Source organism: Streptomyces bobili (assembly GCF_002154575.1).
GTDB lineage: Bacteria > Actinomycetota > Actinomycetes > Streptomycetales > Streptomycetaceae > Streptomyces > Streptomyces bobili.
In genome coordinates this window covers 1-21,226 of sequence record NZ_MUBA01000073.1, presented here as the reverse complement: position 1 = coordinate 21,226, position 21,226 = coordinate 1, and the positions used below count along the sequence as shown (strand labels likewise).

Genomic DNA, 21,226 nt, shown 5'->3' with positions numbered 1-21,226 from the left:
AAATGTTAGACAGCGGTGAGCGGCATACGCAATGAGCGTTGCATATAACGCAACGCAACCCGTTTCTCTTCAGGAGGCTCGCATGGCCCTGGACCCCGGAACCGAGGCGCTCGCGCGGCTCGCCGAGGAGCGCGTCGACCACCGTTTCAAGGGCCTCCCGCCGGACGCCGACGGCCTGACGGTCGGCGAACTGGCCGCCCAGCGCCGCAACCTCTTCACCGGCGGTTTCAGCACGCCGGTCCTCGCCCTGTCCGCCGAGCGCCTGGACCACAACCTGCGGCTCATGGAGACGTACGCGACCCGCCACGGCCTCGCCTTCGCCCCGCACGGCAAGACCTCCATGGCGCCCCGGCTGTTCCGGCGGCAGATCGAGCACGGCGCCTGGGGCATCACCCTCGCCGTCCCCCACCAGGTCCGCGTGGCGCGGGCGTACGGCGTCCGTCGGGTCTTCCTCGCCAACGAACTGGTGGACCCGGCGGCCCTGCGCTGGACCGCGGCGGAACTGGCCGCCGACCCCGGCTTCTCCTTCGTCTGCTACGTCGACTCCGTGCGCGGAGTGGAGCTGATGGACGCGGCTCTGCGCGGGGCGGCCCGACCGCTGGACGTGGTCGTCGAGCTGGCCGCGGGTGAGGGCGCCCGCACGGGGGTCCGCACGGAGGCGGAGTGCGCGGCGGTCGCGGACGCGGTGGCCGCGGCGCCCACCCTGCGGCTGGTGGGCGTGGCGGGCTACGAGGGCGAGGTGCCGGGGGCCGACCCGGAGCGCGTCCACGCCTGGCTGCGCCGGCTGGTGGCGCTGGCCGTCGACTTCGACAAGGCGGGGCGGTTCACGGGCGTGGACGAGATCGTCGTCAGCGCGGGCGGCAGCGCCTGGTTCGACGCGGTCGCCGACGTCTTCGCCGGCATCCCCGAACTCTCCCTGCCCGTACTGAAGTTGCTCCGGTCGGGTGCGTACGTCTCGCACGACGACGGCCACTACCGCAGGATCACGCCCTTCAACCGCGTCCCCGGGGAGGGTGCGCTGGAACCGGCGTTCCGTCTCTGGGCGCAGGTGGTGTCCCGGCCGTCCGCCGAGCAGGCCTTCGTGAACGCCGGCAAGCGGGACGCGGCCTACGACCTCGACCTGCCCTTCGCCCAGGCCGTCCGGCGTGACGGCGTCGAACGGGCGGCGACCGGCATCGAGGTGAGCGCCCTGTCCGACCAGCACGCCTGGCTGCGGACGGCCCCCGACGCGGACCTGGAGGTGGGCGACTGGGTCGGCCTCGGCCTGTCCCACCCGTGCACGTCCTTCGACAAGTGGCAGCTGATCCCGCTGGCCGAGGCGGACGGCACGGTCGTCGACTACATCCGTACCTTCTTCTAGGAGGCCCGCCGTGGAAGATCTCGTCATCCGGGACGCGGACGTGGTCGACGGCACGGGCGCGGACTCCTACCGCGCCGACGTGGTCGTCGACGGCGGCAGGATCGTCTCGATCGTCAAGGAGGCGGCGGCTGCCGGCTGCCAGCGTCCGAAGGCGGTCCGCGAGCTGGACGCCGAGGGGCTGGTCCTGTCCCCCGGCTTCATCGACATGCACGCCCACAGCGATCTCGCCCTGCTGCGCGACCCGGACCACGGCGCGAAGGCCGCGCAGGGCGTGACGCTGGAGGTGCTGGGCCAGGACGGGCTGTCGTACGCGCCCGTCGACGACCGCACGCTGGACGGAGTGCGCCGGTCCGTCGCCGGGTGGAACGGCTCGGGCGACGACATCGACTTCGACTGGCGGTCGGTGGGCGAGTACCTCGACCGGCTGGACCGCGGCATCGCCGTCAACGCCGCCTATCTCGTCCCCCAGGGCACGGTCCGCGCCCTGGTCGTCGGCTGGGACGACCGCGAGGCGACCCCCGCCGAGCTGGACCGGATGCGGCAGTTGGTCGCCGAGGGGCTGGAACAGGGCGCCGTCGGCATGTCCTCCGGGCTGACCTACACGCCCGGCATGTACGCAAGGAACGCCGAACTGACCGAACTGTGCCGGGTGGTGGCCGCCCACGGCGGCTATCACTGCCCGCACCACCGCTCCTACGGTGCGGGAGCCCTGGAGGCGTACGCGGAGATGGTGGAGCTGTCCCGGCAGACCGGCTGCCCGCTCCATCTCGCCCACGCCACCATGAACTTCGGCGTGAACGAGGGCCGGGCGCCGGAACTGCTGGCCCTGCTGGACGACGCGCTGGCCGCCGGAGCCGACCTCACCCTCGACACGTACCCCTACACCGCCGGCTGCACCACCCTGGTGGCCCTGCTGCCGAGCTGGGCGAGCGAGGGCGGCCCGCGGGAGATCCTGCGGCGGCTGGCGGACGACGGGACCGCCGAGCGGATCCGCCACGACCTGGAGACGGTGGGCTCCGACGGCTGCCACGGTGTGCCGGTCGACTGGGACACCGTCGAGATCTCCGGCGTCGGCGGTCCCGGACTCGGCGAGTACGTCGGCCGTACGGTCCGGGAGTCGGCGGCGCTGCGCGGCGAGACGCCCTGGACGACCGCCCGCCGGCTCCTGGTCGAGGACCGGCTCGCCCCGGCGATCCTCCAGCACGTCGGCCACGAGGAGAACGTCCGCGCGATCATGCGCCACCGCGTCCACACCGGCGGCTCGGACGGCATCCTCCAGGGCGCCAAGCCCCACCCGCGCGCGTACGGCACCTTCCCCCGGTATCTCGGGGAGTACGTACGGGAGTCGGGGGTGCTGTCGCTGGAGGAGTGCGTCGCCCACCTCACCGGCCGACCGGCGGCCCGCCTGCGCCTGCCCGACCGGGGTCTGGTCCGCGAGGGGCACCGCGCCGACCTGGTCCTGTTCGACCCGCGGACGGTGGCGGCGGGCTCGTCCTACGACGCGCCGCGCACGCCGCCGACCGGCATCCCGTACGTCCTGATCGACGGCCGGTTAGTCATCGAGGACGGGCGGCGGACGGACGTACTGGCGGGGCGGGCGGTCCGCCGCTCTCCCGTGGCCGGGTGACGGACCGCCCCTCCGCGTCGCCCTACGGCTTGGGCAGGGCGCACCCGGCGGCGCTCAGGTTGAGCTGGTTGCGGGTCGTGAAGCAGGCCGGGAACTGGTAGGTCTGCTGGGCGTAGTTGATGCCCTGGCGGACGGTGACGTTGCCGCTCGCGTCGATCTCGCACGGGTTGTTCACCGTGCAGGACTCGCCGTCCTCGTTGCCGGTGTTGTTGACGGCGACGACCTTGCCGGTGGCCTGGTCGACGACGGGCGAGCCGGAGGTGCCGCCGATGGTCTGGCAGGCGGAGGTGTAACGGACCGAGTCCTTCCAGGTCCAGTCGCCCTCCTCGATGCGGTACACGAACGCGTCGATGTTGCAGCTGTAGAGCCGCTTCCAGTAGCCGGAGGCGACGGTGATCGCGGTGCCGGCGGTGGGGTGCGTGTCCTGCACGGTGAGCGCGCTGATGCCGTAGGAGCTGCGGATCGTCGCGTACGTGCTGGTCAGCTGGTAGACCGTGGCGTCCGTGTCGGTCATCGTCGAGTAGGCGATCTTGCTGGCGCGCAGGGTGGCGACGCGGGTGCCGGCGGAGTTGAGCAGCCCGAAGGTGCGGCTGGAGGCCCGATTGACGATGACCTGGCCCGGCGCGGGGAAGCCCGTCTCCAGGCAGTGGCCGTTGGTGAGGACCAGGGCCGGGTCGGTGTCCAGGGAGTTCGGGAAACGGACCAGGGAGCCGGAACAGTTGCTCAGCGAGACGGTCCCGGCCAGCGTGACGGCCTGAAGGGTCGGCGAGGCCGCCGCCTTCGTGTCCGCGACCGGCTGCGCCGAGGTCCTGCTCACGGCTGCCGGCGCCTCGCTCACGGGCGCGGCGACCGCGGGCGCCGCACCGGCCCCGGCGATGGCCAGGGCGATGAGCGCGGCGACGAGAGGCTTTCTCATGTGGGGGTCCCCTCTGACGACAAGGCGACCGGAGATCTTCCGGCCGCCGCTGCTGTGACACGCGCGATGGATCATGCGCGCTTTTTGTCATGCGCATTGTTAGCGCAGGGGGAGGGGACGGCAAGGATCACTTTTCAGCCGCCGAGCACGATGGCTGACGGAAGCGGCGGGGGGTGTCAGGGAGTCCAGGAGTCGGGGACTCGGGGACTCGGGGAGAGCGGGCCGGGATGCTCGGTCGGCAGGAGGCGGTGCAGCCGCAGGGCGGCGGCACGCTTGTCGGCGGCGGCAGCGGCACCGTTCCGCGTCGCCGACCGGGGGGCGCCGGGAGCCACCCCCGCCGCCGAAAGCCGGCGTGAGCCGTGCGGCGTGCGCTCCGGACAGGTCCGAAGGTCAGCCGCCGGGGGCGGCCGGAAGGCGCGGGCGTCTCACCGCGTTCCGCCGCTCTCCCTTCCCCACCTACCTCGGCCTTTTGCCCCGCCCTTTGGGGTTCCCTTTGCCCGAGTCGGCCACCGGGGCGGAACTGGCCGCGGAGGGTGCCGAGCCGGTCGCCGGAGCGGCCGAAGGGGATGCCGCCGGCGGCTCGGAGGACGTGGGGCCCGACGAGGGCGTGGACTGCGCGCCGGTGGGCGAGGTGCCGGTCCCGGCGGACCGTCCGGCATCCGTCTCCGGGGAGAGGGACGGCGACTGCGCCTCCCCCGCCGAGTCCGGCGCTGCCGACCGGGTGCCCTCCGGCCCGCCCTTCTGCGTGCCGTCCGACGATCCGGTGAAGGCGAAGCCCGCGACCAGCGCGGCCACCGAGACGACGCCCACCGCACCGAGGGCGGCGACCGCGCGGCGGGGCCTGCGGACGGCCCGCCGCCGGTCCGCGCGCCCACCGGCCGCCTGCGGGTCGTCGTACGCCCGCGGGTCGTACCCGTCGGGGTCGTACGCGTGCGGGTCGTACGCGTGCGGGTCGTACGCGTGCGGGACCGGCTCCTGCGCGATACGGGGCAGCTCGCTGGTCTCGTCGTAGGCGTTCTCCCACCCGTGCGCCGCGGCCGGATCCCGGTACGCCTCGTACGGCGGCGGGTCGGCCTCGGCGTACGGGAGGTACACGTTCGGCTGAACCGGACGGTTCGTGCTCTCACCTGGCCTGGACATGGCCGGGGATTGTAGAGAGGCAAGGGGCCTCCGGGACAGCGGGCGGCGATACCGCCATAAACCCGGCGTCTCACGTGGCGGAAAACACGCCCCGAGGGGCGTTACCGGGCCGTAAGCTCCCAGACATGCAGGTGATCCAGTCGACCAAGCTCAGCAACGTCTGTTACGAGATCCGGGGCCCGGTTCTCGAGGAGGCGATGCGCCTGGAGGCGGCAGGGCACCGCATCCTCAAGCTGAACACCGGGAATCCGGCCGCGTTCGGCTTCGACTGCCCGCCGGAGATCCTGGAGGACATCCTCCGCAACGTCTCCTCGGCGCACGGCTACGGCGACGCCAAGGGCCTGCTGGCCGCGCGCCGCGCGGTGGTCATGCACAACCAGACGCTGGGCATCGAGACGGACGTCGAGCACGTCTTCATCGGCAACGGCGTGTCCGAGCTGATCGTGATGGCGATGCAGGGCCTGCTGGACGACGGCGACGAGGTCCTCGTCCCGGCGCCCGACTACCCCCTGTGGACCGCCGCCGTGGCCCTGTCCGGCGGCACCGCCGTGCACTACCGCTGCGACGAGCAGTCCGACTGGATGCCGGACCTCGCGGACGTCGAGCGCAAGGTCACCGACCGCACCAAGGCGATCGTCATCATCAACCCGAACAACCCGACGGGCGCGGTGTACGACGAGGCCATGATCCGGGGCCTCACCGACATCGCCCGCCGGCACAACCTGCTGGTCTGCTCGGACGAGATCTACGACAAGATCCTCTACGACGGCGCCACGCACATCGCGACCGCCAAGGTCGCGCCGGACCTGCTCACGCTCACCTTCAACGGCATGTCGAAGGCGTACCGGGTGGCCGGCTACCGGGTCGGCTGGATGTCGATCTCCGGGCCGCGCGCCCACGCCGACTCCTACATCGAGGGTCTGACGATCCTGGCGAACATGCGTCTGTGCGCGAACATGCCGGGTCAGCACGGGGTGGTGGCCGCGCTCAGCGGGCGGCAGACGATCAACGAGCTGGTGCTGCCGGGCGGGCGGCTCAAGGAACAGATGGACACGGCGTACGAGCTGCTGACGCAGATCCCGGGTGTGACGTGCGTCCGCCCGAAGGGGGCGCTGTACCTCTTCCCGCGCCTGGACCCGACGGTCTTCAAGATCAAGGACGACCGGCGGATGGTCCTCGACCTGCTGCGCCGAGAGAAGATCATGGTCGTCCAGGGGACCGGCTTCAACTGGCCGGAACCCGACCACTTCCGGGTGGTCACGCTGCCGACGGTGACGGATCTGCGGGACGCGGTGGGGCGGATCGGGCGCTTCCTGGACGGCTACGGCCAGCCCTGACGGCAACGCCCGGCGAGCCTTCAGGTCCGGTTTTAAGATCGACTCAACTTTAGACGAGTTCCAAGCTAGGATGGTTTCCTGCAAGCACACGGGAGGCCGTCTCATGTACGAACCGATCCGCACCAAGTCGGTCCACAGCACGATGGCCGGCACCTCCGACTTCCCTCACCGGACCCGCGAGGAGGAGCTGGACATCCAGCTCGCGAGTCATCTCGCGGCGCTGCTGGCCGTCACCGACGAGCTGCGCGCCCAGGGCCCCTCCACCGACCTCGACGCCGCGGCCGAACGGCTCGCACGGCAGGTCGCCCGGCTGCGCGGAGGCAGGCCGCCGGCCCGCGCCACGACCACCGGACCCACCCGCACCGCGGCCCTGCACCGACGGGCCCACGCCCTCGCCGGACGCGCCCTGGTCGTCGCCGCGTCCCGAGCCGACACGGCGGCGGCGATCCTCGCGGCGGAGCGCATGGACGCCCACGCCGCCGCCCTGGCCACCGACACCTCGGCGACCGGCACCCTGGCCGCCACCGCCTGACCCACCGGGTCCCCTGAACGGCCCCGGTCCGCGTGCACCCGCAGCGACGCGCGGACCGGGCGCCACAATCTCATTACCCTGAGCGCATGGGTATGGAGTACGCGAAGATGCGCGCGATCGCCGAAGAACTCGGGGCCTACGCCGAGCGCCTCGATGGGGCTTGGAGCGTCGAGATCGGCCCGTCCGGCCCGATACTGGCCATGATGTGCCCGTCGAAGCGTCACGAGGGCACGATCCGCCGCGTCTGCAAGCAACTGGACGCACAGCTTCCCGTCACCCACCCGGGGTACATCTGCGCGAACGGCCCCGAGATCGAGCACCCCGCGTTGGGCCGCATGCGCCTCCCCGACGCCCTCGTCGTCCCCGAGGAGGCTCTGGACGAAGAAGGCCTCGCCGTCGACGCCACGCAGGTGCTCGCCGTCGTGGAGATCATCTCGCCGTCCAACCCGAACAACGACTACATCGACAAGCTCGCCGACTACCCCGCCATGGGCATCCCCCACTACCTGATCGTCGATCCGCGCACCGGCACCGTCGAGGTGCACTCCGAGCCCTGCATGGGCCGCTACACGCGCAAGGATCCGTACATCTACGGAGACAAGGTCCCGTTCGGTCCCTGGACGGTGGAGACCGCCGACTTCCGCCGCTACGGCAAAGCCGGGAACAGCGCGGACTGAGCCGGGCTCCCGGCGCCGGACACCGCCGCAACAGGAACGGTCGGTTCCCGTTGTGTTCCGGGGCCGCTCCTTCACCCTCCGTTCATCCGGGGCACCCGGGAATGTGCGCTTCCGGGAGCACGCTCCCGGCGTGAGACGTATCGCAGGAATCGTCCTCGCGGTGCTGCTGATCGGTGGCGTGGTGGCCGCCGTCGTCGCAGGCCGGGACAACGAGGAGACAGGCACGGCAACGAAGACCGTGCGGATGGTCATCGGATCGGAGAAGGCCGAGTTCTTCGCCGATCCGGACGTGGTGAAGGCCCTCGCCGCCAAGGGCTACACCGTGAAGGCCGAGACCTCCGGGTCCTGGGCCATGGAGGGGCTGGACCTCAAGGGGTTCGACCTCGCCTTCCCTTCCAGCCAGGCGCCCGCGGCCGAACTAGCCGCCAAGTACAAGGTCACGGGGACCCTCCCCCGCCCGTTCTACTCGCCCCTCGTCGTCGTGGCCCACCGCGGGGCCGCCGAGGTGCTCGCCGGGAACGGGCTCGCCACGCTCGACGGGAAGAGCCGCGGCACCCTGGACATGGCCGCCCACCTGGACGCGGCCGGAGACGACCGCACCTGGCAGCAGCTCAAGGGCGCCGCGGTGTACGGGGAGCTGACCGGCACCCTCTACATCTCCAGCACCGACCCGGAGACCTCCAACTCCGGCGCCCTCTACCTGGCCGCCGCCTCCTACGTCGCCAACGGCGGCAAGGTGGTCGCGAGCGACGCCGAGGTCGAGAAGACCACGCCGCTGCTGCGCAAGCTGGTCAGCGTGCAGGGCGCCCAGCAGTCCAGCACCGACGCGGCCTTCCGGGACTTCGTCAGCGGCGCCGGCAATCCCCTCGTCCTCGTGTACGAGTCCCAGGTGGCCGCCCTCCTCGACGAGCAGGCCAACCCCGGCGACCTGGTCGTCCTCTACCCGGACACCACGGTCAACAGCGACCACACCGTCGTACCGCTGACCGAGCGGGGCAAGGCCGTCGCCGAACTCCTCGGCAGCGATCCGGGGTTGCGCAAGCTCGCCGTGCGGCACGGCTTCCGCCCGCAGGGCGACCTCGCCGAGTTCGCGGCGGCCACCGCGAGCCGCACCGCCTATCTCAAGCAGCAGCTGACCGGCGTCCGCCAGGCCCCCGTGCCCACCTCCGCGGTGCTGCACGAGCTGGCGCGGCGGGCGCGCGGATAAGGGGGAACACAGCAGATGAGCACCAGCGACAGCGACTTCACACTCACCCCGCCGGAGGCCGTCACGGCCGTACCGCGGGAGAAGGCCGGCGGGCTCATCCCGGTCGACGACGGGGTCCGCACCGACATGGCCGCCAAGGCCGCCGCCTACGTCGACGGTCTGGCCGCCCTGGACGCCCGCTCGCCCGAGTTCGCCGGCAAGGTCGGCGAGATCACCGCGCTGGGCGCGGGCGAGATGCGCACCGCGACCTCGCAGTCCAACCGGATGCTGGAGCGCACCGTGCGCAGCCTGCCCGACAAGGGCGGGGACGCCCAGTCGAAAGTGGCGGGCTCGCTCGTCGAACTGCGGCGCGTGGTCGAGGACCTGGACCCGCGGGACCTGCCCGCGAGCAGGGGCCGCAAGTTCCTCTCCCGGCTGCCCGGCGGCAACAGACTGCGCGACCACGTCGCCAAGTACGCCTCCGCGCAGGGGACATTGAACAGGATCGTCGGCTCGCTGCGGGGCGGGCAGGACGAACTGCGCCGCGACAACGCCTCGTTGCAGACTGAACGGGTCCGCCTGTGGGAGACCATGGGCAAGCTCCAGGAGTACGTCGTCCTCACCGAGGCCCTGGACGGCGCCGTCGAGCGGCACATCACCGGCGTCGAGGCCACCGACCCCACGCAGGGCGACACCCTGCGCGCCGACGTCCTCTTCCCGGTCCGGCAGAAGCACCAGGACCTGCTGACCCAGCTCGCGGTGTGCGCGCAGGGCTACCTCGCCATGGACGTCGTACGCCGCAACAACGAGGAGCTGATCAAGGGCGTCGACCGGGCGGCCACGACGACCGTGTCGGCGCTGCGGATCTCGGTGATGCTGGCCTCGGCGCTGGACAACCAGAAGAAGGTCGTCGAGCAGGTCAACGCCCTGCGCGGGACCACCGAGGACCTGATCCGCGGCAACGCGGAGATGCTCGCCACCCAGAGCGGGGAGATCCAGCGCATCGCCGCCGACCCGGCGGTCGGGGCGGAGACGCTGCGGACCGCGTTCCAGCAGATCTACCGCACGCTCGACGCCATCGACAGCTACAAGGTCCAGGCGACCGAGGCGATGGCGGTGACGGTGGAGAACCTGACGTCGGAACTCCAGCACGCGAGCACGTATCTGGACCGCAGCCGCAAGCGGGGCGCCCTGGAGGGTGGCACCGGATGAGACGACTCCTGGCGCGAACCCTGTCACGACCCCTGGCGCGACCCCTGGCCGCCGTCCTCGCGTCCGCCGCCCTGCTCACGGCCACGGCCTGCTCCGGGCAGAGCGACGGGAAGGACGGTGAAGGCGACGCGAACGCCCCGAAGCCGGGCACCCTGCGCGTCCTGGCCTCCAGCGAACTCAGCGACATGACCCCGGTGTTCGACCGGGTCGAGAAGGACACCGGCGTCACCCTCCGGCCCACCTACATGGGCACCCTCGACGCCGTGGACCTGCTGGCCACCGGCAAGACCGACGGCCGCTACGACGCCGTATGGCTGTCCTCCAACGACTATCTGCGGCTGCGCCCGGACGCGGCGAAGAAGGTCGTGTCCGAGACCCCCGTCATGTCCAGCCCCGTCGCCATCGGCGTCAGGACCGCCACGGTCGGCAAGCTGGGCTGGAAGCCGGCGGAGGTCACCTGGTCGCAGATCGACCAGGCGGTCCAGGACGGCCGGCTCACCTACGGCATGACCGACCCGGCCCGCTCCAACTCCGGCTTCTCCACGCTGGTCTCGGTCGCCTCGGCGCTCTCCGGCGCCCAGTCGGCGCTCACCGACGCGGACGTGACGAAGGCCCGGCCCCGGCTGAAGGAGTTCTTCCAGGGGCAGAAGCTGACCTCGGGCTCCTCGGGCTGGCTGGCGAGCGCGTACGCCCGCCGTGGTGACGTCGACGCCCTCCTCAACTACGAGTCGGTCCTCAAGGGCATCCCGGACCTGACCGTGATCCGCCCGAAGGACGGCGTCGTCACCGCCGACTACCCGCTCTCCTCGCTCGCCTCGACGGACCCGACGACCCGCGAGAACGTGCGCCGGGTGACCGAGGCGCTGCGTACCGAGCCCGTCCAGCGGCTGATCACCGACCGCACCCACCGCCGCCCGGTCGTCGCCTCGGTGCCGCCCGCGGCGGGCCTCGACACCGGCCGGCGGCGCGAACTGCCCTTCCCCGGCAGCCGCTCCGTCGCCGACGGCCTGCTCGACGCCTACGAGAACGAACTGCGCCGCCCCTCGCGGACCGTGTACGTCCTGGACACCTCCGGCTCGATGGAGGGCGACCGCCTCAGCCGGCTCAAGACGGCCCTCACCGACCTCACCGGGGACTTCCGCGACCGGGAGGAGGTCACCCTGATGCCGTTCGGCTCGGACGTGAAGAGCGTGCGCACGCACGTCGTCGACCCCGCCGACCCGGACAAGGGCCTCGACGCGATCCGCGCCGACGCCAAGGCCCTGGAGGCCGAGGGCGACACCGCGATCTTCACGTCCCTGGAGAAGGCGTACGGCCATCTCGGCACCGGGAAGGACACGTTCACGTCGATCGTGCTGATGACGGACGGCGAGAACACCGCGGGCGCGGACGCCGGGGACTTCGACGCCTTCTACGCGAAGCTGACCGGCGACCGCCGGGACATCCCCGTCTTCCCCATCCTCTTCGGCGACTCCGACCGTGCGGAACTGGAGCACATCGCCGAGCTGACCGGCGGCCGTCTCTTCGACGCCCAGCAGGGCTCGCTGGACGGCGCCTTCGAGGAGATCCGTGGCTACCAGTAGGTTCACGGGCTACCTGGAGTCCCGCAAGAACATCGCGGGCAGCGCGTGCGGGCTGGCCGGCCTGGTGCTGACCTTCACGAGCGTGGCGGGGCCGTACTGGCCGGTCGTGGTCGTCGGTCTGTACGGCGCCGGCGCCCTGATCGCGCCGCCGGAGCGGCCCGCGCTCCCGGACTTCCCGGACCCTTCGGCGCAGCTCGACGAGGTGCGGGCCGACTTCGACCGGCTGAAGGCCTATCTCGCGGACGTCGAACTGCCGCCCGCCGCGGGCGGCCGGCTCACCGAACTGACGGAGCTGCTCACCGCGTTGCTGGATCCCGGCTGGGTCACCGAGATCCTCGTCCAGGACCCGGAGGGGGTGCACTCGCTGTCCCGGGCGGTACGCCAGGACGTTCCGGAGGCGGTCGACACGTTCGTACGGACCCGCTGGTGGACGCGGCTCGTGCCCGGCCAGGAACCCCCCGAGCGGCACTTGGAGCAGCAGCTGACGCTGCTGCACGAGGAGGCGGAGCGGCTGGCGGCGGGGCTGCGCGAGACGGAGGCGCGGCGGCAGGAGTCGCACACCCGGTATCTGGAGGACCGCTCGCAGTAGTGCCAGGCCCCAGCTAGCCGGCGAACTCCCGAAGGGCGCGTTCCACGATGGCCTCCAGCTGCTCGTGGTGCGCGCCCTTCCAGTACGCCCGCCCGCACTCCCCGCACCGCGCGAACACGTCGTACGTCTTGCGCGTGCCGCCCTTGAGCTGGTCGGCGACCTCTTCCTTGGTGGCCTCGCGCAGCAGCCCGTTGCAGGCGGTGCAGCGCGTCCAGGGGCGTAGTTCGGGGGCGAACCGGTCGAGGACGTCGCGGAGTTGCTCCTCGGGGTTCGTGCTGTAGACGAAGCCGCCCGCCCACAGTTCCCGGCGGCGCAGCAGGCCGCGGTCGCGGCTCAGCATGACCCGCCGCTCGGCCGCCGAGCGGGCCGCGAGCGCCGGGTCGCCGATGTCGGCCGACTCGTACGCCGTGTCCACGCCGAGCAGCCGCAGCCGGCGGGCCAGGGTGCCGAGATGGACGTCGAGGAGGAACCGCAGAGGGGCGCCCGGCACCCGCTGGGGGCGGCTGACGGGGCGTACGCTCACCGACTCGCCGTCGGCCGGGATGTGGGAGACCGGCACCTCGCGTCCGTCGACGCGCAGGGTGCCGACCTCGGTGAGGGGCACCCCGAGGGACTCGACGACATGGCCGAGGGTGGAGACGCCGTCGACGGCGAGTGCGGTGGCGCCGGAGCGCCGGGCGGGCGGGACGAACAGGGCCAGCTCGGGGGCGACTTCGACGCGGATCTCGGGTGCGTTCACCTGGTCAGGATGGCATGGGGACACGGGGGGACCTCAGGGTTTTTCCGTCCCGAGGCCGTGCTCCAGGACGTCCAGCGCGCGGTCGACGAGATCGGTGAAGTCGCCCTGGTGGCCCTTCTCCGCCCAGTACAGGGAGGCCTCCATCAGGCCGCCGATGAAGGACATCGCGTAGACGCGGACCTCCAGGCTGTCGGGGTCGCGGCCGGTGCGTTCGGCGAGCGCACCGCAGATCATGCGGCCGGTGACCGACATGCTCTCCATCATCCGCGAGCGCACGGCCGGGATCTCGACCATCAGCCGGGTGCGCAGCCGTGCCACGCGCAGGTCCTCCTCGACGCCCACGCGGGCGGCGGCCAGCATCACGTCCCGGATGGTGTCCGGCCACGGCTCGTCGGCGGGCCGGGACCGCAGTTCCTCCAGCAGGATCGGGTCGTACTCGTCCGTGAGGACGATGTCCTCCTTGGTCGGGAAGTAGCGGAAGACGGTCGACGGCGACACCTCGGCCCGCTCGGCGATCTGCTCGACCGTCGTCGCCTCGTAGCCCTGCTCCTCGACCAGCGCGTACATCGCGGTGCGGATCGCCTCGCGTGTCTTGATCTTCTTGCGCTCGCGGAGCCCGAGCTGGGGGCGGTCGGCGGGCGAGAGGGGGGAGCGTGCGGCCGTCATGGTGGTCATTGTCGGGCATCCGCCGCCGGAGCGGCCAGGTCGGGGGCGGACGGGTCGGGGGCGGACGGCCGGCTGCCGCGCACGCCGCCCGGCAGGAACGCGGCGGCCAGCAGGGCGGCCACGAGGGCGGCGACACCGCAGACCAGCATCGTGACGCCCATGCCGTGCACGTATGCGCTGTTCGCGGAGGCCACGAGGTCCGCCGTGCCCGCCCGGTCGGCGACGACATGCGCGGCCACGACGGATTCCCCGGCCGTGTCGGCGGCCCCCGAGGGCAGTCCGGTGACGTCGAGGCGGTCGCGGTAGGCGCTCGCGAGGAGGCTGCCCAGCAGGGCGATGCCGATCGCGCCACCCACCTGCCGCAGGGTCATCAGCAGGCCCGAGCCTCCCCCACTGCCTTAAAGGCGTGGGGGGACCCCCAGCCGGCCCGGTCGGTGGGCAGGGTGCCCAGGGCGCCGGACATCGCGGGGACGATCGAGAGGCCGAAGCCGGCCCCGGCGACCGTCAGCCACAGCGCGGTGAAGCCGTACCCGGAGTCCACCGTCGTACGGCTGCCCAGGAGCGCGGCGAAGGCGAGGACCACCAGGCCGGCGCTGACCACGGCCCGTGACCCGAACCGGGCGACGACCGGCTGCGCGGCCCGCGCGGCCACCGTCAGACCGCCCATCAGCGGCAGCAGCCGTACGCCGGTACCGAGGGCGTCGTGTCCGAGGACGGCCTGGAGGTACGGCGGCAGCAGGAACATCAGGCCGGACAGCACGAACATCACCAGGGTCGCGGCGAGGGCGTTGAACAGGAAACCGCGCTGCGCGAGCAGCGTCATGTCGAGCATGGGCCGCGCCGTCCGCCGCTCGCGCAGGACCAGCGCGGCGATCAGTACGGCGGCGGCGCCGAGCAGGGCCAGGACCAGCGGGTCGGTCCAGCCGCGGGTGGGGGCCTCGATGATCGCGTAGATGAGCGCGCCGAGCCCGGCCGCGGTGAGCGCGGTGGAGGTGGCGTCGACCTTGGGGGAGGCGGGGTCGCGGGTCTCGGGGAGGAGAAAGACGCAGGCGGCGATGCCGACGGCGGCCATCGGCAGGTTGACCAGGAAGACCGAGCCCCACCAGTAGTGGTCGAGCAGCCAGCCGCCGATGATCGGGCCGAGCGGCAGGCCGAGCGTGGAGCCGGCGGAGACGATGCCGACGGCCTTGGTGCGCTCCTCGGGTGCGAACAGCGAGGGCAGCACGGACAGGGCGAGGGGGGTGACCAGCGCGGCACCGACGCCCATCACGGCGCGGGCGGCGATGACCGCGGTGACACCGTCGGCCAGCGCCCCGGCCAGCGAACCGGCCAGGAAGACGCCGAGCCCGGCGATCAGCATGCGGCGCCGGCCGAACCGGTCGCCGAGGAGTCCGGCGGGGAGCATCAGCGCGGCGAAGACGACGACGTACGCGTCCGCCATCCATTGCTGCTCCCCGGTGGAGGCGCCCAGGTCGCGGGCCATCGTCGGGAGCGCCACGTTGAGGATCGTCATGTCGAAGCCGAGCGTCAGCATGCTCGCGACGAGGGCGGCGAGGGCCCACCAACGGCGGGGATCGGGTGAACTGATAGTAACCATGAAATGAGAGTAACTCTCAAAAGGTGCTCACTGTCAACCAAGGCGCGCGCACGAGAAAGGGCCACGGCTCGAAAGCCGTGGCCCTTGGAGGGGGAGTGGGTCTACCCGTGCTGGTACGCCACCAGTGAGATGCCCACGTAGTGCGCGATGAACGCGGCCAGCGTGAAGGAGTGGAACACCTCGTGGAAGCCGAACCAGCGCGGTGACGGGTTGGGGCGCTTGATGCCGTAGATCACGCCGCCCGCGCTGTAGAGGAGGCCGCCGACGATCACCAGGACCAGTACGGCGATGCCGCCCGCGCGCATGAAGTCCGGCAGGAAGAAGACGGCCGCCCAGCCCATCGCGATGTAGCAGGGGGTGTAGAGCCAGCGCGGGGCGCCGACCCAGAAGACGCGGAAGACGATCCCGGCCGCGGCGGCTGCCCAGATGCCCCAGAGCAGCACCTGCCCCTTGCCGCCCGGCAGGAGCAGCATCGTCAGCGGCGTGTAGGTGCCCGCGATGATCAGGAAGATGTTGGCGTGGTCCAGGCGGCGCAGGACGCCGTCCATCCGCGGACTCCAGTCACCCCGGTGGTACAGGGCGCTCACGCCGAACAGCAGGCAGGCGGTGAGGGCGAAGATTCCGCAGGCGATGCGGCCTCTCGTGGAGTCCGCGAGCGCGGTGAGCACGAGGCCCGCGACCAGGGTGGCGGGGAACATTCCGAGGTGCAGCCAGCCGCGCAGCTTCGGTTTGACCGGATGCGGCAGGGGGAGCGCGACGGGACCGCGGCCGGCGGCCGGCGTGTCCGTACGCGCGTCGGGGGCGGACGCAGTCATGCCTTGCATCGTACCTACGGAACCGTAAGTTACGGGCCGGTGGGGCGACATGAGGCGTCAGGAGTGGCCATCGTCTCACGCCGGCCGGGGGCACGGCAGGGGTGCGCGGAGCAACACGTGGCGAGCCTCACGCCGCTCATCTGTGATGCCCTCTGGACAGATGCGCTGTCGCGTCGGATGATCAAATGAGTGCGGTCGGCACCGGATGAGCGCTCAGCAGCTCGCTGCGAAGCATCCGGGCCGCGGCCCCCACGGGGCAGACAAGGACAAAATCCCTCACCTAGGAGCGATCGTGGCGCGCGACATCGCGGCTCCCCCCGTCATCCCCACCCAGCACCAGGAACTGATCTCGTGGGTCAACGAGATCGCCGAACTGACGCAACCGGACAACGTGGTCTGGTGTGACGGATCCGAGACCGAGTACCGGCGGCTGAGCGAGGAACTGGTCGAGAAGGGCACCTTCAAGAAACTCGACCCCGTCAAGCGCCCCGACTCCTACTACGCGGCATCCGACCCGACCGACGTCGCCCGGGTCGAGGACCGCACCTTCATCTGCTCCGAGAAGGAGGAGGACGCGGGCCCGACCAACCACTGGAAGGCCCCCGCGGAGATGCGGGAGATCTTCCAGGGCGAGAAGGGCGTCTTCCGCGGCTCGATGAAGGGCCGGACGATGTACGTCGTCCCGTTCTGCATGGGTCCCCTCGGCTCGGACCTCTCCGCGATCGGCGTCGAGATCACCGACTCCGCCTACGTCGCCGTGTCCATGCGCACCATGACCCGCATGGGACAGCCCGTCCTCGACGAACTCGGCACCGACGGATTCTTCGTGCGTGCCGTGCACACGCTCGGAGCGCCGCTCGCCGAGGGCGAGACGGACGTGCCGTGGCCGTGCAACTCGACCAAGTACATCTCGCACTTCCCCGAGTCCCGCGAGATCTGGTCCTACGGCTCCGGCTACGGCGGCAACGCCCTGCTCGGCAAGAAGTGCTACGCCCTGCGCATCGCCTCCGTCATGGCCCGCGACGAGGGCTGGCTCGCCGAGCACATGCTGATCCTCAAGCTCACGCCCCCGCAGGGTGAGTCGAAGTACGTCGCCGCCGCCTTCCCGAGCGCCTGCGGCAAGACCAACCTCGCCATGCTGGAGCCGACCACTCGCGGCTGGACCGTCGAGACCATCGGCGACGACATCGCGTGGATGCGGTTCGGCGAGGACGGCCGCCTGTACGCCATCAACCCCGAGGCCGGCTTCTTCGGTGTCGCGCCCGGCACGGGTGAGCACACCAACGCCAACGCGATGAAGACGCTGTGGGGCAACGCGGTCTTCACCAACGTCGCCCTCACCGACGACGGCGACGTGTGGTGGGAGGGCATGACCGAGGAGCCGCCCGCTCACCTCACCGACTGGAAGGGCAACGACTGGACGCCCCAGTCACCGACCCCGGCCGCCCACCCCAACGCCCGCTTCACCGTGCCCGCCGCGCAGTGCCCGATCATCGCGCCCGAGTGGGAGGACCCCAAGGGCGTGCCGATCTCGGCGATCCTCTTCGGCGGCCGGCGCGCCACCGCCGTACCGCTGGTGACGGAGTCCTTCGACTGGAACCACGGCGTCTTCCTCGGCGCCAACGTGGCCTCCGAGAAGACCGCCGCCGCCGAGGGCAAGGTCGGCGAGCTGCGCCGCGACCCCTTCGCCATGCTGCCGTTCTGCGGCTACAACATGGGCGACTACATGGGCCACTGGGTCGACGTCGCCAAGGACAAGGACCAGGCGAAGCTCCCGAAGATCTACTACGTCAACTGGTTCCGCAAGGACGACGAGGGCAAGTTCGTCTGGCCCGGCTTCGGCGAGAACTCCCGTGTCCTGAAGTGGATCGTGGAGCGCCTGGAGGGCAGGGCCGAGGGCGTCGAGACGCCGATCGGCGTCCTGCCGGCGCCGGGTGCCCTCGACACCGAGGGCCTCGACCTGGCGGAGAAGGACCTCGACTTCCTCCTCACGGTCGACAAGGAGATCTGGCGCGAGGAGGCGTCCCTGATCCCCGAGCACCTCAACACCTTCGGCGACCACACGCCGAAGGAACTGTGGGACGAGTACCGCGCTCTCGTGGAGCGCCTGGGCTGAAACAGCCCCCCAAGAACGCCGCGGCCGGTTCCGATTGAGCCCTGACCAGCAATATCGTCACGGCCGGCCGCGGTGACAGCACCACAGACCGGCGAGGCCCCGCACAACGGCGTGGGGGGCCCTGGGCCTGTCGCCGCCCACCCTTCGGCCCCGACGGGACGGGCGGCGGCAGGCCTTCGCCCATGAGGCCATGAGGCCCCCGCACCGAGGACCCGCTACCGAGTGCATCGGCGTTCACGCCGGTGGTGAAGCCGATCTCGTGACTGTGGGGCGGAGCGCCACGGGGGCGTTCCGGCGGAGCCGGACGCTGCGGCCCCAGGGTGAGACAGGGAATGGATGTTCCCGGCGACATCGAGTGCCGCTTGTTCGTACGATCGCCGAATGCAGCTTCGGTACGCCTTCCGGTTGTACCCGGAGCCCGGTCAACGCGCCGCGTTGGCAGGGGCGTTCGGGTGTGCCCGTGTCGTGTTCAACGACGCGGTGCGCGCCCGTGAGGATGCCCGCGCGGCCCAGCAGCCCTACCCCAAGGCTGCCGTCCTGTCCCAGCAGTTGATCACCCACGCCAAGAACACCCCCGAACGTTCCTGGCTGGGCGAGGTTTCCTCGGTCGTCCTGCAGCAGGCGTTGCGGGATGCGGAGGCCGCGTACCGGAACTTCTTCGCCTCGCTGAAGGGCGAGCGCAAGGGGAAGCGGGTGGGTGCGCCGCGTTTCAGGTCACGCAAGGATTCCCGGCAGGCGATCCGGTTCACCACGAACGCCCGCTGGAAGATCACCAGCGGCGGGCGGCTGTCCCTGCCGAAGATCGGCGACGTGAAGGTGAAGTGGTCGCGGGTATTGCCCGCCGTGCCGTCCAGTGTCACGGTGATCCTTGGCTCGGCCGGCCGGTACTTCGCCAGCTTTGTCATCGACACCGACGTCGACACCGACCGGGCCCGTTGGACGGAGCCGGACCCCGAGGCCGCCATCGGCATCGACCTGGGGCTCACCCACTTCGCGGTCCTCTCCGACGGCACGAAGATCGACAGCCCGCGGTTTTTGCGCCGCGCGGAGAAGAAACTGAAGAAAGCGCAGCGGGAACTCTCCCGCAAACAAAAGGGATCGAGGAACAGAGCCAAGGCCCGGCAGAAGGTCGCCCGCGCCCACGCGGGCGTGGCCGATGCGCGCAAGGAGTTCCACCACCAGCTCTCCACGACGTTGATCCGCGAGAACCAAGCGGTCGCAGTGGAGGACCTGGCAGTGGCGGGACTGGCGCGCACGAGCTTGGCCAAAAGCGTGCACGACGCGGGCTGGTCCCAGTTCGTGACCATGCTCGAATACAAGGCGCAGCGGTACGGACGGACCTTCGTGAAGGTCGGCCGGTTCGAGCCCACCAGCCAGAGGTGCTCGACCTGCGGCCACCGGGACGGGCCCAAACCTCTGGCCGTGCGGGAATGGACCTGCCGCGCCTGTGGCACCGTCCACGACCGGGACCACAACGCCGCGATCAACGTGAAACAGGCCGCCGGACTGGCGGTATCGGCCTGCGGAGCGCCGGTAAGACCAGAACCTGTTCTGGCACAGCGCGAAGAAACAGGAAGCCACGGAATCCCTGCCGGTTGCCGTGCCGCGTAGCGGCACGGCAACCGGCAGGGACGGCCAGAATCCTCGGGCTTCAGCCCGAGGAGCATGTCAATTCTTCCTCACGTCACCCTTTCCGCAGGCGATGCCGTCCTTGGTGCGGTCCAGGCCGTGACGGTCGCGGCCGGAGACCTTCAGGCCGGTGCCGTAGCCGCTCTTCTTGAGCCAGTCGCAGCGCTCGGCGACGGTGTTGAGCTTCTTCGGGAAGGTCCACGGCACGCACTGGCTGATGGTGCCGTAGGAGTGGTCGCAGCCGTCGAAGCCGGCGGGCATCTCGACGCCTTCGTGGCCCTGGTTGTTCTGGTGGTCGCCGTGGTCGGTGCTCTCCGGTACGGCGGTGTCGCTCTCGCTCGCGGGAGCGGCCCGCAGGTCTTCCGCGAAGTCCTGGACCCGGGCCGTCGCGACCTGGCCGGCCGCGCCGATCCGCACCCACTTCGACACCGACGGCACGCCGTTCGCGTCGACGACCGACAGCATGTACCAGCCGGGCGGGGCCAGGTTGGGGTTGCTGGTGAGGCTGAGGTCGATGGTGTTGCCGTCGACCGTCATCGGCAGGTCCACATAGCGCTGGTTGGGGTCGGAGGAGTGGGTGATGGCCGCCGGGCGGATCAGGGAGGCCTTGACCACCGGCTTGTCGACCGTGACGCGCTGGTCGGTGCCGTAGGCCCAGTCGGTGCTCGCCACCGAGGTGATCTGCGGGCGGGCGCCCTTGAACAGGTACGGCGGCTTGTAGATCGAGACGCGCTGGTCGAAGGAGCCGTCGCCGGGGTTGTCGCCGACGCTCAGGACGCGGCCGTCGGGCAGCAGCAGGGACGAGGAGTGGTAGGTCCGCGGGACCGGGTCGGTCGCCAGGCCCGCCTGGAAGGTGTTGGTCGCCGGGTCGTAGAGCGACGCCTCGAAGACGGGGTCCTCGCGGTAGGTGTGCAGGGCGCCGCCGGTCTCCAGGACCTTGCCGTCCGGGAGGATGACCGCGGAGACGTACACCTTGCCCTGGGCGCCGGTCTGCGGGGTGCCGTCCTGGTAGCGGCCCTTCGGCAGATCGGGGCCGGGTACGTACTGCGGCGAGTCGGCCTTCATGTCGATCAGGTCGACGAGCCCGTGCGCGTCGGGCGACACGGTGTGGTTGCCGCCGCCGATCGTGGCGACCTTCTGGTCCTGGGCGGGCGGCAGCAGCACCGACATGGACTGGTCCCGCTCGTCCTTCTTGCGCAGGCCCGGTACGTCGGCGATGGTGCCGGCCTGGTAGTCGTACACGGAGGCGCCGGTGCCGGGCAGGCCGTTGCCGAAGACATGGCTGCCGGTGTAGAAGAGGCGGCCGTCCTGGAGCAGGATCATCGACGGGTACAGGCCCCAGAAGGACCAGGCCTGCTTGGCCTCGCCGAGCGGCAGCCACTTGTTCTGGGCGTAGGAGAAGTGCTCGTTGACGACCGTGCCGGAGGAGTCCTCGGCGAGGCCGCCCAGCGAGACGACGTCACCGTTGCCCATCGCGGTGGCCGACGGGTACCAGTGGCCCGCCA

At 71.2% G+C, this 21,226-nt stretch carries 17 protein-coding genes and 1 pseudogene; 11 read left to right on the top strand and 7 right to left on the bottom strand.

What is annotated here, in order from left to right; genetic code table 11:
* Positions 1–82 precede the first annotated feature (82 nt).
* Both BZL64_RS07200 and BZL64_RS07195 read left to right on the top strand, forming a co-directional pair.
* Entirely contained in the window at positions 83–1,360 is a 1,278-nt protein-coding gene (locus BZL64_RS07200) for an amino acid deaminase (protein ID WP_086767253.1), read from the top strand.
* Between the two features lie 10 nt (positions 1,361–1,370).
* On the top strand, positions 1,371–2,987 hold the full coding sequence (locus tag BZL64_RS07195; protein WP_086767251.1) for an N-acyl-D-amino-acid deacylase family protein: 1,617 nt from the start codon (positions 1,371–1,373) through the stop codon (positions 2,985–2,987).
* A gap of 22 nt (positions 2,988–3,009) precedes the next feature.
* Here BZL64_RS07195 and BZL64_RS07190 read toward each other — a convergent pair whose 3' ends face one another.
* The gene (locus BZL64_RS07190) at positions 3,010–3,903 is read right to left on the bottom strand and encodes a S1 family peptidase (RefSeq protein WP_086767249.1); all 894 of its coding nucleotides are present in this window, start codon (positions 3,901–3,903) and stop codon (positions 3,010–3,012) included.
* A 456-nt stretch (positions 3,904–4,359) separates the two neighbouring features.
* Positions 4,360–5,043, bottom strand: coding sequence for a hypothetical protein (locus tag BZL64_RS07185; RefSeq protein WP_143663026.1), 684 nt, complete (start codon positions 5,041–5,043; stop codon positions 4,360–4,362).
* A 125-nt stretch (positions 5,044–5,168) separates the two neighbouring features.
* Here BZL64_RS07185 and BZL64_RS07180 point away from each other — a divergent pair, with 125 nt between their 5' ends.
* The 7 genes from BZL64_RS07180 (at position 5,169) to BZL64_RS07150 (ending at position 12,159) form a co-directional block, all read left to right on the top strand.
* Positions 5,169–6,380, top strand: a complete 1,212-nt coding sequence (locus BZL64_RS07180; RefSeq protein WP_086767245.1) for a pyridoxal phosphate-dependent aminotransferase — start codon at positions 5,169–5,171, stop codon at positions 6,378–6,380.
* Between the two features lie 103 nt (positions 6,381–6,483).
* Positions 6,484–6,912 carry an SCO4983 family protein gene (locus BZL64_RS07175; RefSeq protein WP_086767243.1) on the top strand — a complete coding sequence of 143 codons (429 nt, stop codon included), beginning with the start codon at positions 6,484–6,486 and terminating at the stop codon, positions 6,910–6,912.
* 92 nt (positions 6,913–7,004) lie between these two features.
* A complete protein-coding gene (locus BZL64_RS07170) occupies positions 7,005–7,589 on the top strand; it encodes a Uma2 family endonuclease (protein ID WP_086767241.1) in 585 nt (194 codons plus the stop codon).
* Between the two features lie 130 nt (positions 7,590–7,719).
* Positions 7,720–8,796 carry a substrate-binding domain-containing protein gene (locus BZL64_RS07165; RefSeq protein ID WP_086767278.1) on the top strand — a complete coding sequence of 359 codons (1,077 nt, stop codon included), beginning with the start codon at positions 7,720–7,722 and terminating at the stop codon, positions 8,794–8,796.
* Positions 8,797–8,811: 15 nt separating this feature from the next.
* On the top strand, positions 8,812–9,987 hold the full coding sequence (locus tag BZL64_RS07160; protein WP_086767239.1) for a toxic anion resistance protein: 1,176 nt from the start codon (positions 8,812–8,814) through the stop codon (positions 9,985–9,987).
* On the top strand, positions 9,984–11,570 hold the full coding sequence (locus BZL64_RS07155) for a vWA domain-containing protein (RefSeq protein ID WP_086767237.1): 1,587 nt from the start codon (positions 9,984–9,986) through the stop codon (positions 11,568–11,570). The genes BZL64_RS07160 and BZL64_RS07155 overlap by 4 nt, the downstream gene beginning before the upstream one ends.
* Positions 11,557–12,159, top strand: a complete 603-nt coding sequence (locus tag BZL64_RS07150; RefSeq protein ID WP_086767235.1) for a hypothetical protein — start codon at positions 11,557–11,559, stop codon at positions 12,157–12,159. The genes BZL64_RS07155 and BZL64_RS07150 overlap by 14 nt, the downstream gene beginning before the upstream one ends.
* Before the next feature lie 13 nt (positions 12,160–12,172).
* Here BZL64_RS07150 and BZL64_RS07145 read toward each other — a convergent pair whose 3' ends face one another.
* From BZL64_RS07145 to trhA, 4 genes and pseudogenes are all read right to left on the bottom strand, one after another.
* Positions 12,173–12,898 (bottom strand): Mut7-C RNAse domain-containing protein, encoded by a 726-nt coding sequence (locus tag BZL64_RS07145; RefSeq protein WP_086767233.1) that lies wholly within the window; start codon positions 12,896–12,898, stop codon positions 12,173–12,175.
* 33 nt (positions 12,899–12,931) lie between these two features.
* Positions 12,932–13,564, bottom strand: coding sequence for a TetR/AcrR family transcriptional regulator (locus BZL64_RS07140; RefSeq protein ID WP_483025095.1), 633 nt, complete (start codon positions 13,562–13,564; stop codon positions 12,932–12,934).
* Positions 13,565–13,569: 5 nt separating this feature from the next.
* Positions 13,570–15,161: pseudogene (locus BZL64_RS07135) on the bottom strand (MFS transporter).
* 101 nt (positions 15,162–15,262) lie between these two features.
* Entirely contained in the window at positions 15,263–15,976 is a 714-nt protein-coding gene (gene trhA, locus BZL64_RS07130) for a PAQR family membrane homeostasis protein TrhA (RefSeq protein WP_086767228.1), read from the bottom strand.
* Positions 15,977–16,268: 292 nt separating this feature from the next.
* Here trhA and BZL64_RS07125 point away from each other — a divergent pair, with 292 nt between their 5' ends.
* The gene (locus BZL64_RS07125) at positions 16,269–18,092 is read left to right on the top strand and encodes a phosphoenolpyruvate carboxykinase (GTP) (protein ID WP_086767226.1); all 1,824 of its coding nucleotides are present in this window, start codon (positions 16,269–16,271) and stop codon (positions 18,090–18,092) included.
* A gap of 381 nt (positions 18,093–18,473) precedes the next feature.
* Positions 18,474–19,703: an RNA-guided endonuclease InsQ/TnpB family protein gene (locus BZL64_RS07120; RefSeq protein WP_086767224.1), complete on the top strand. Its 1,230-nt coding sequence runs from the start codon at positions 18,474–18,476 to the stop codon at positions 19,701–19,703.
* Between the two features lie 57 nt (positions 19,704–19,760).
* On the opposite strand, the gene BZL64_RS07115 is transcribed toward BZL64_RS07120, so the two are convergent.
* Positions 19,761–21,226 (bottom strand): galactose oxidase early set domain-containing protein (locus BZL64_RS07115; protein ID WP_143663024.1); only part of this gene is annotated, 1,466 nt, incomplete at its 5' end.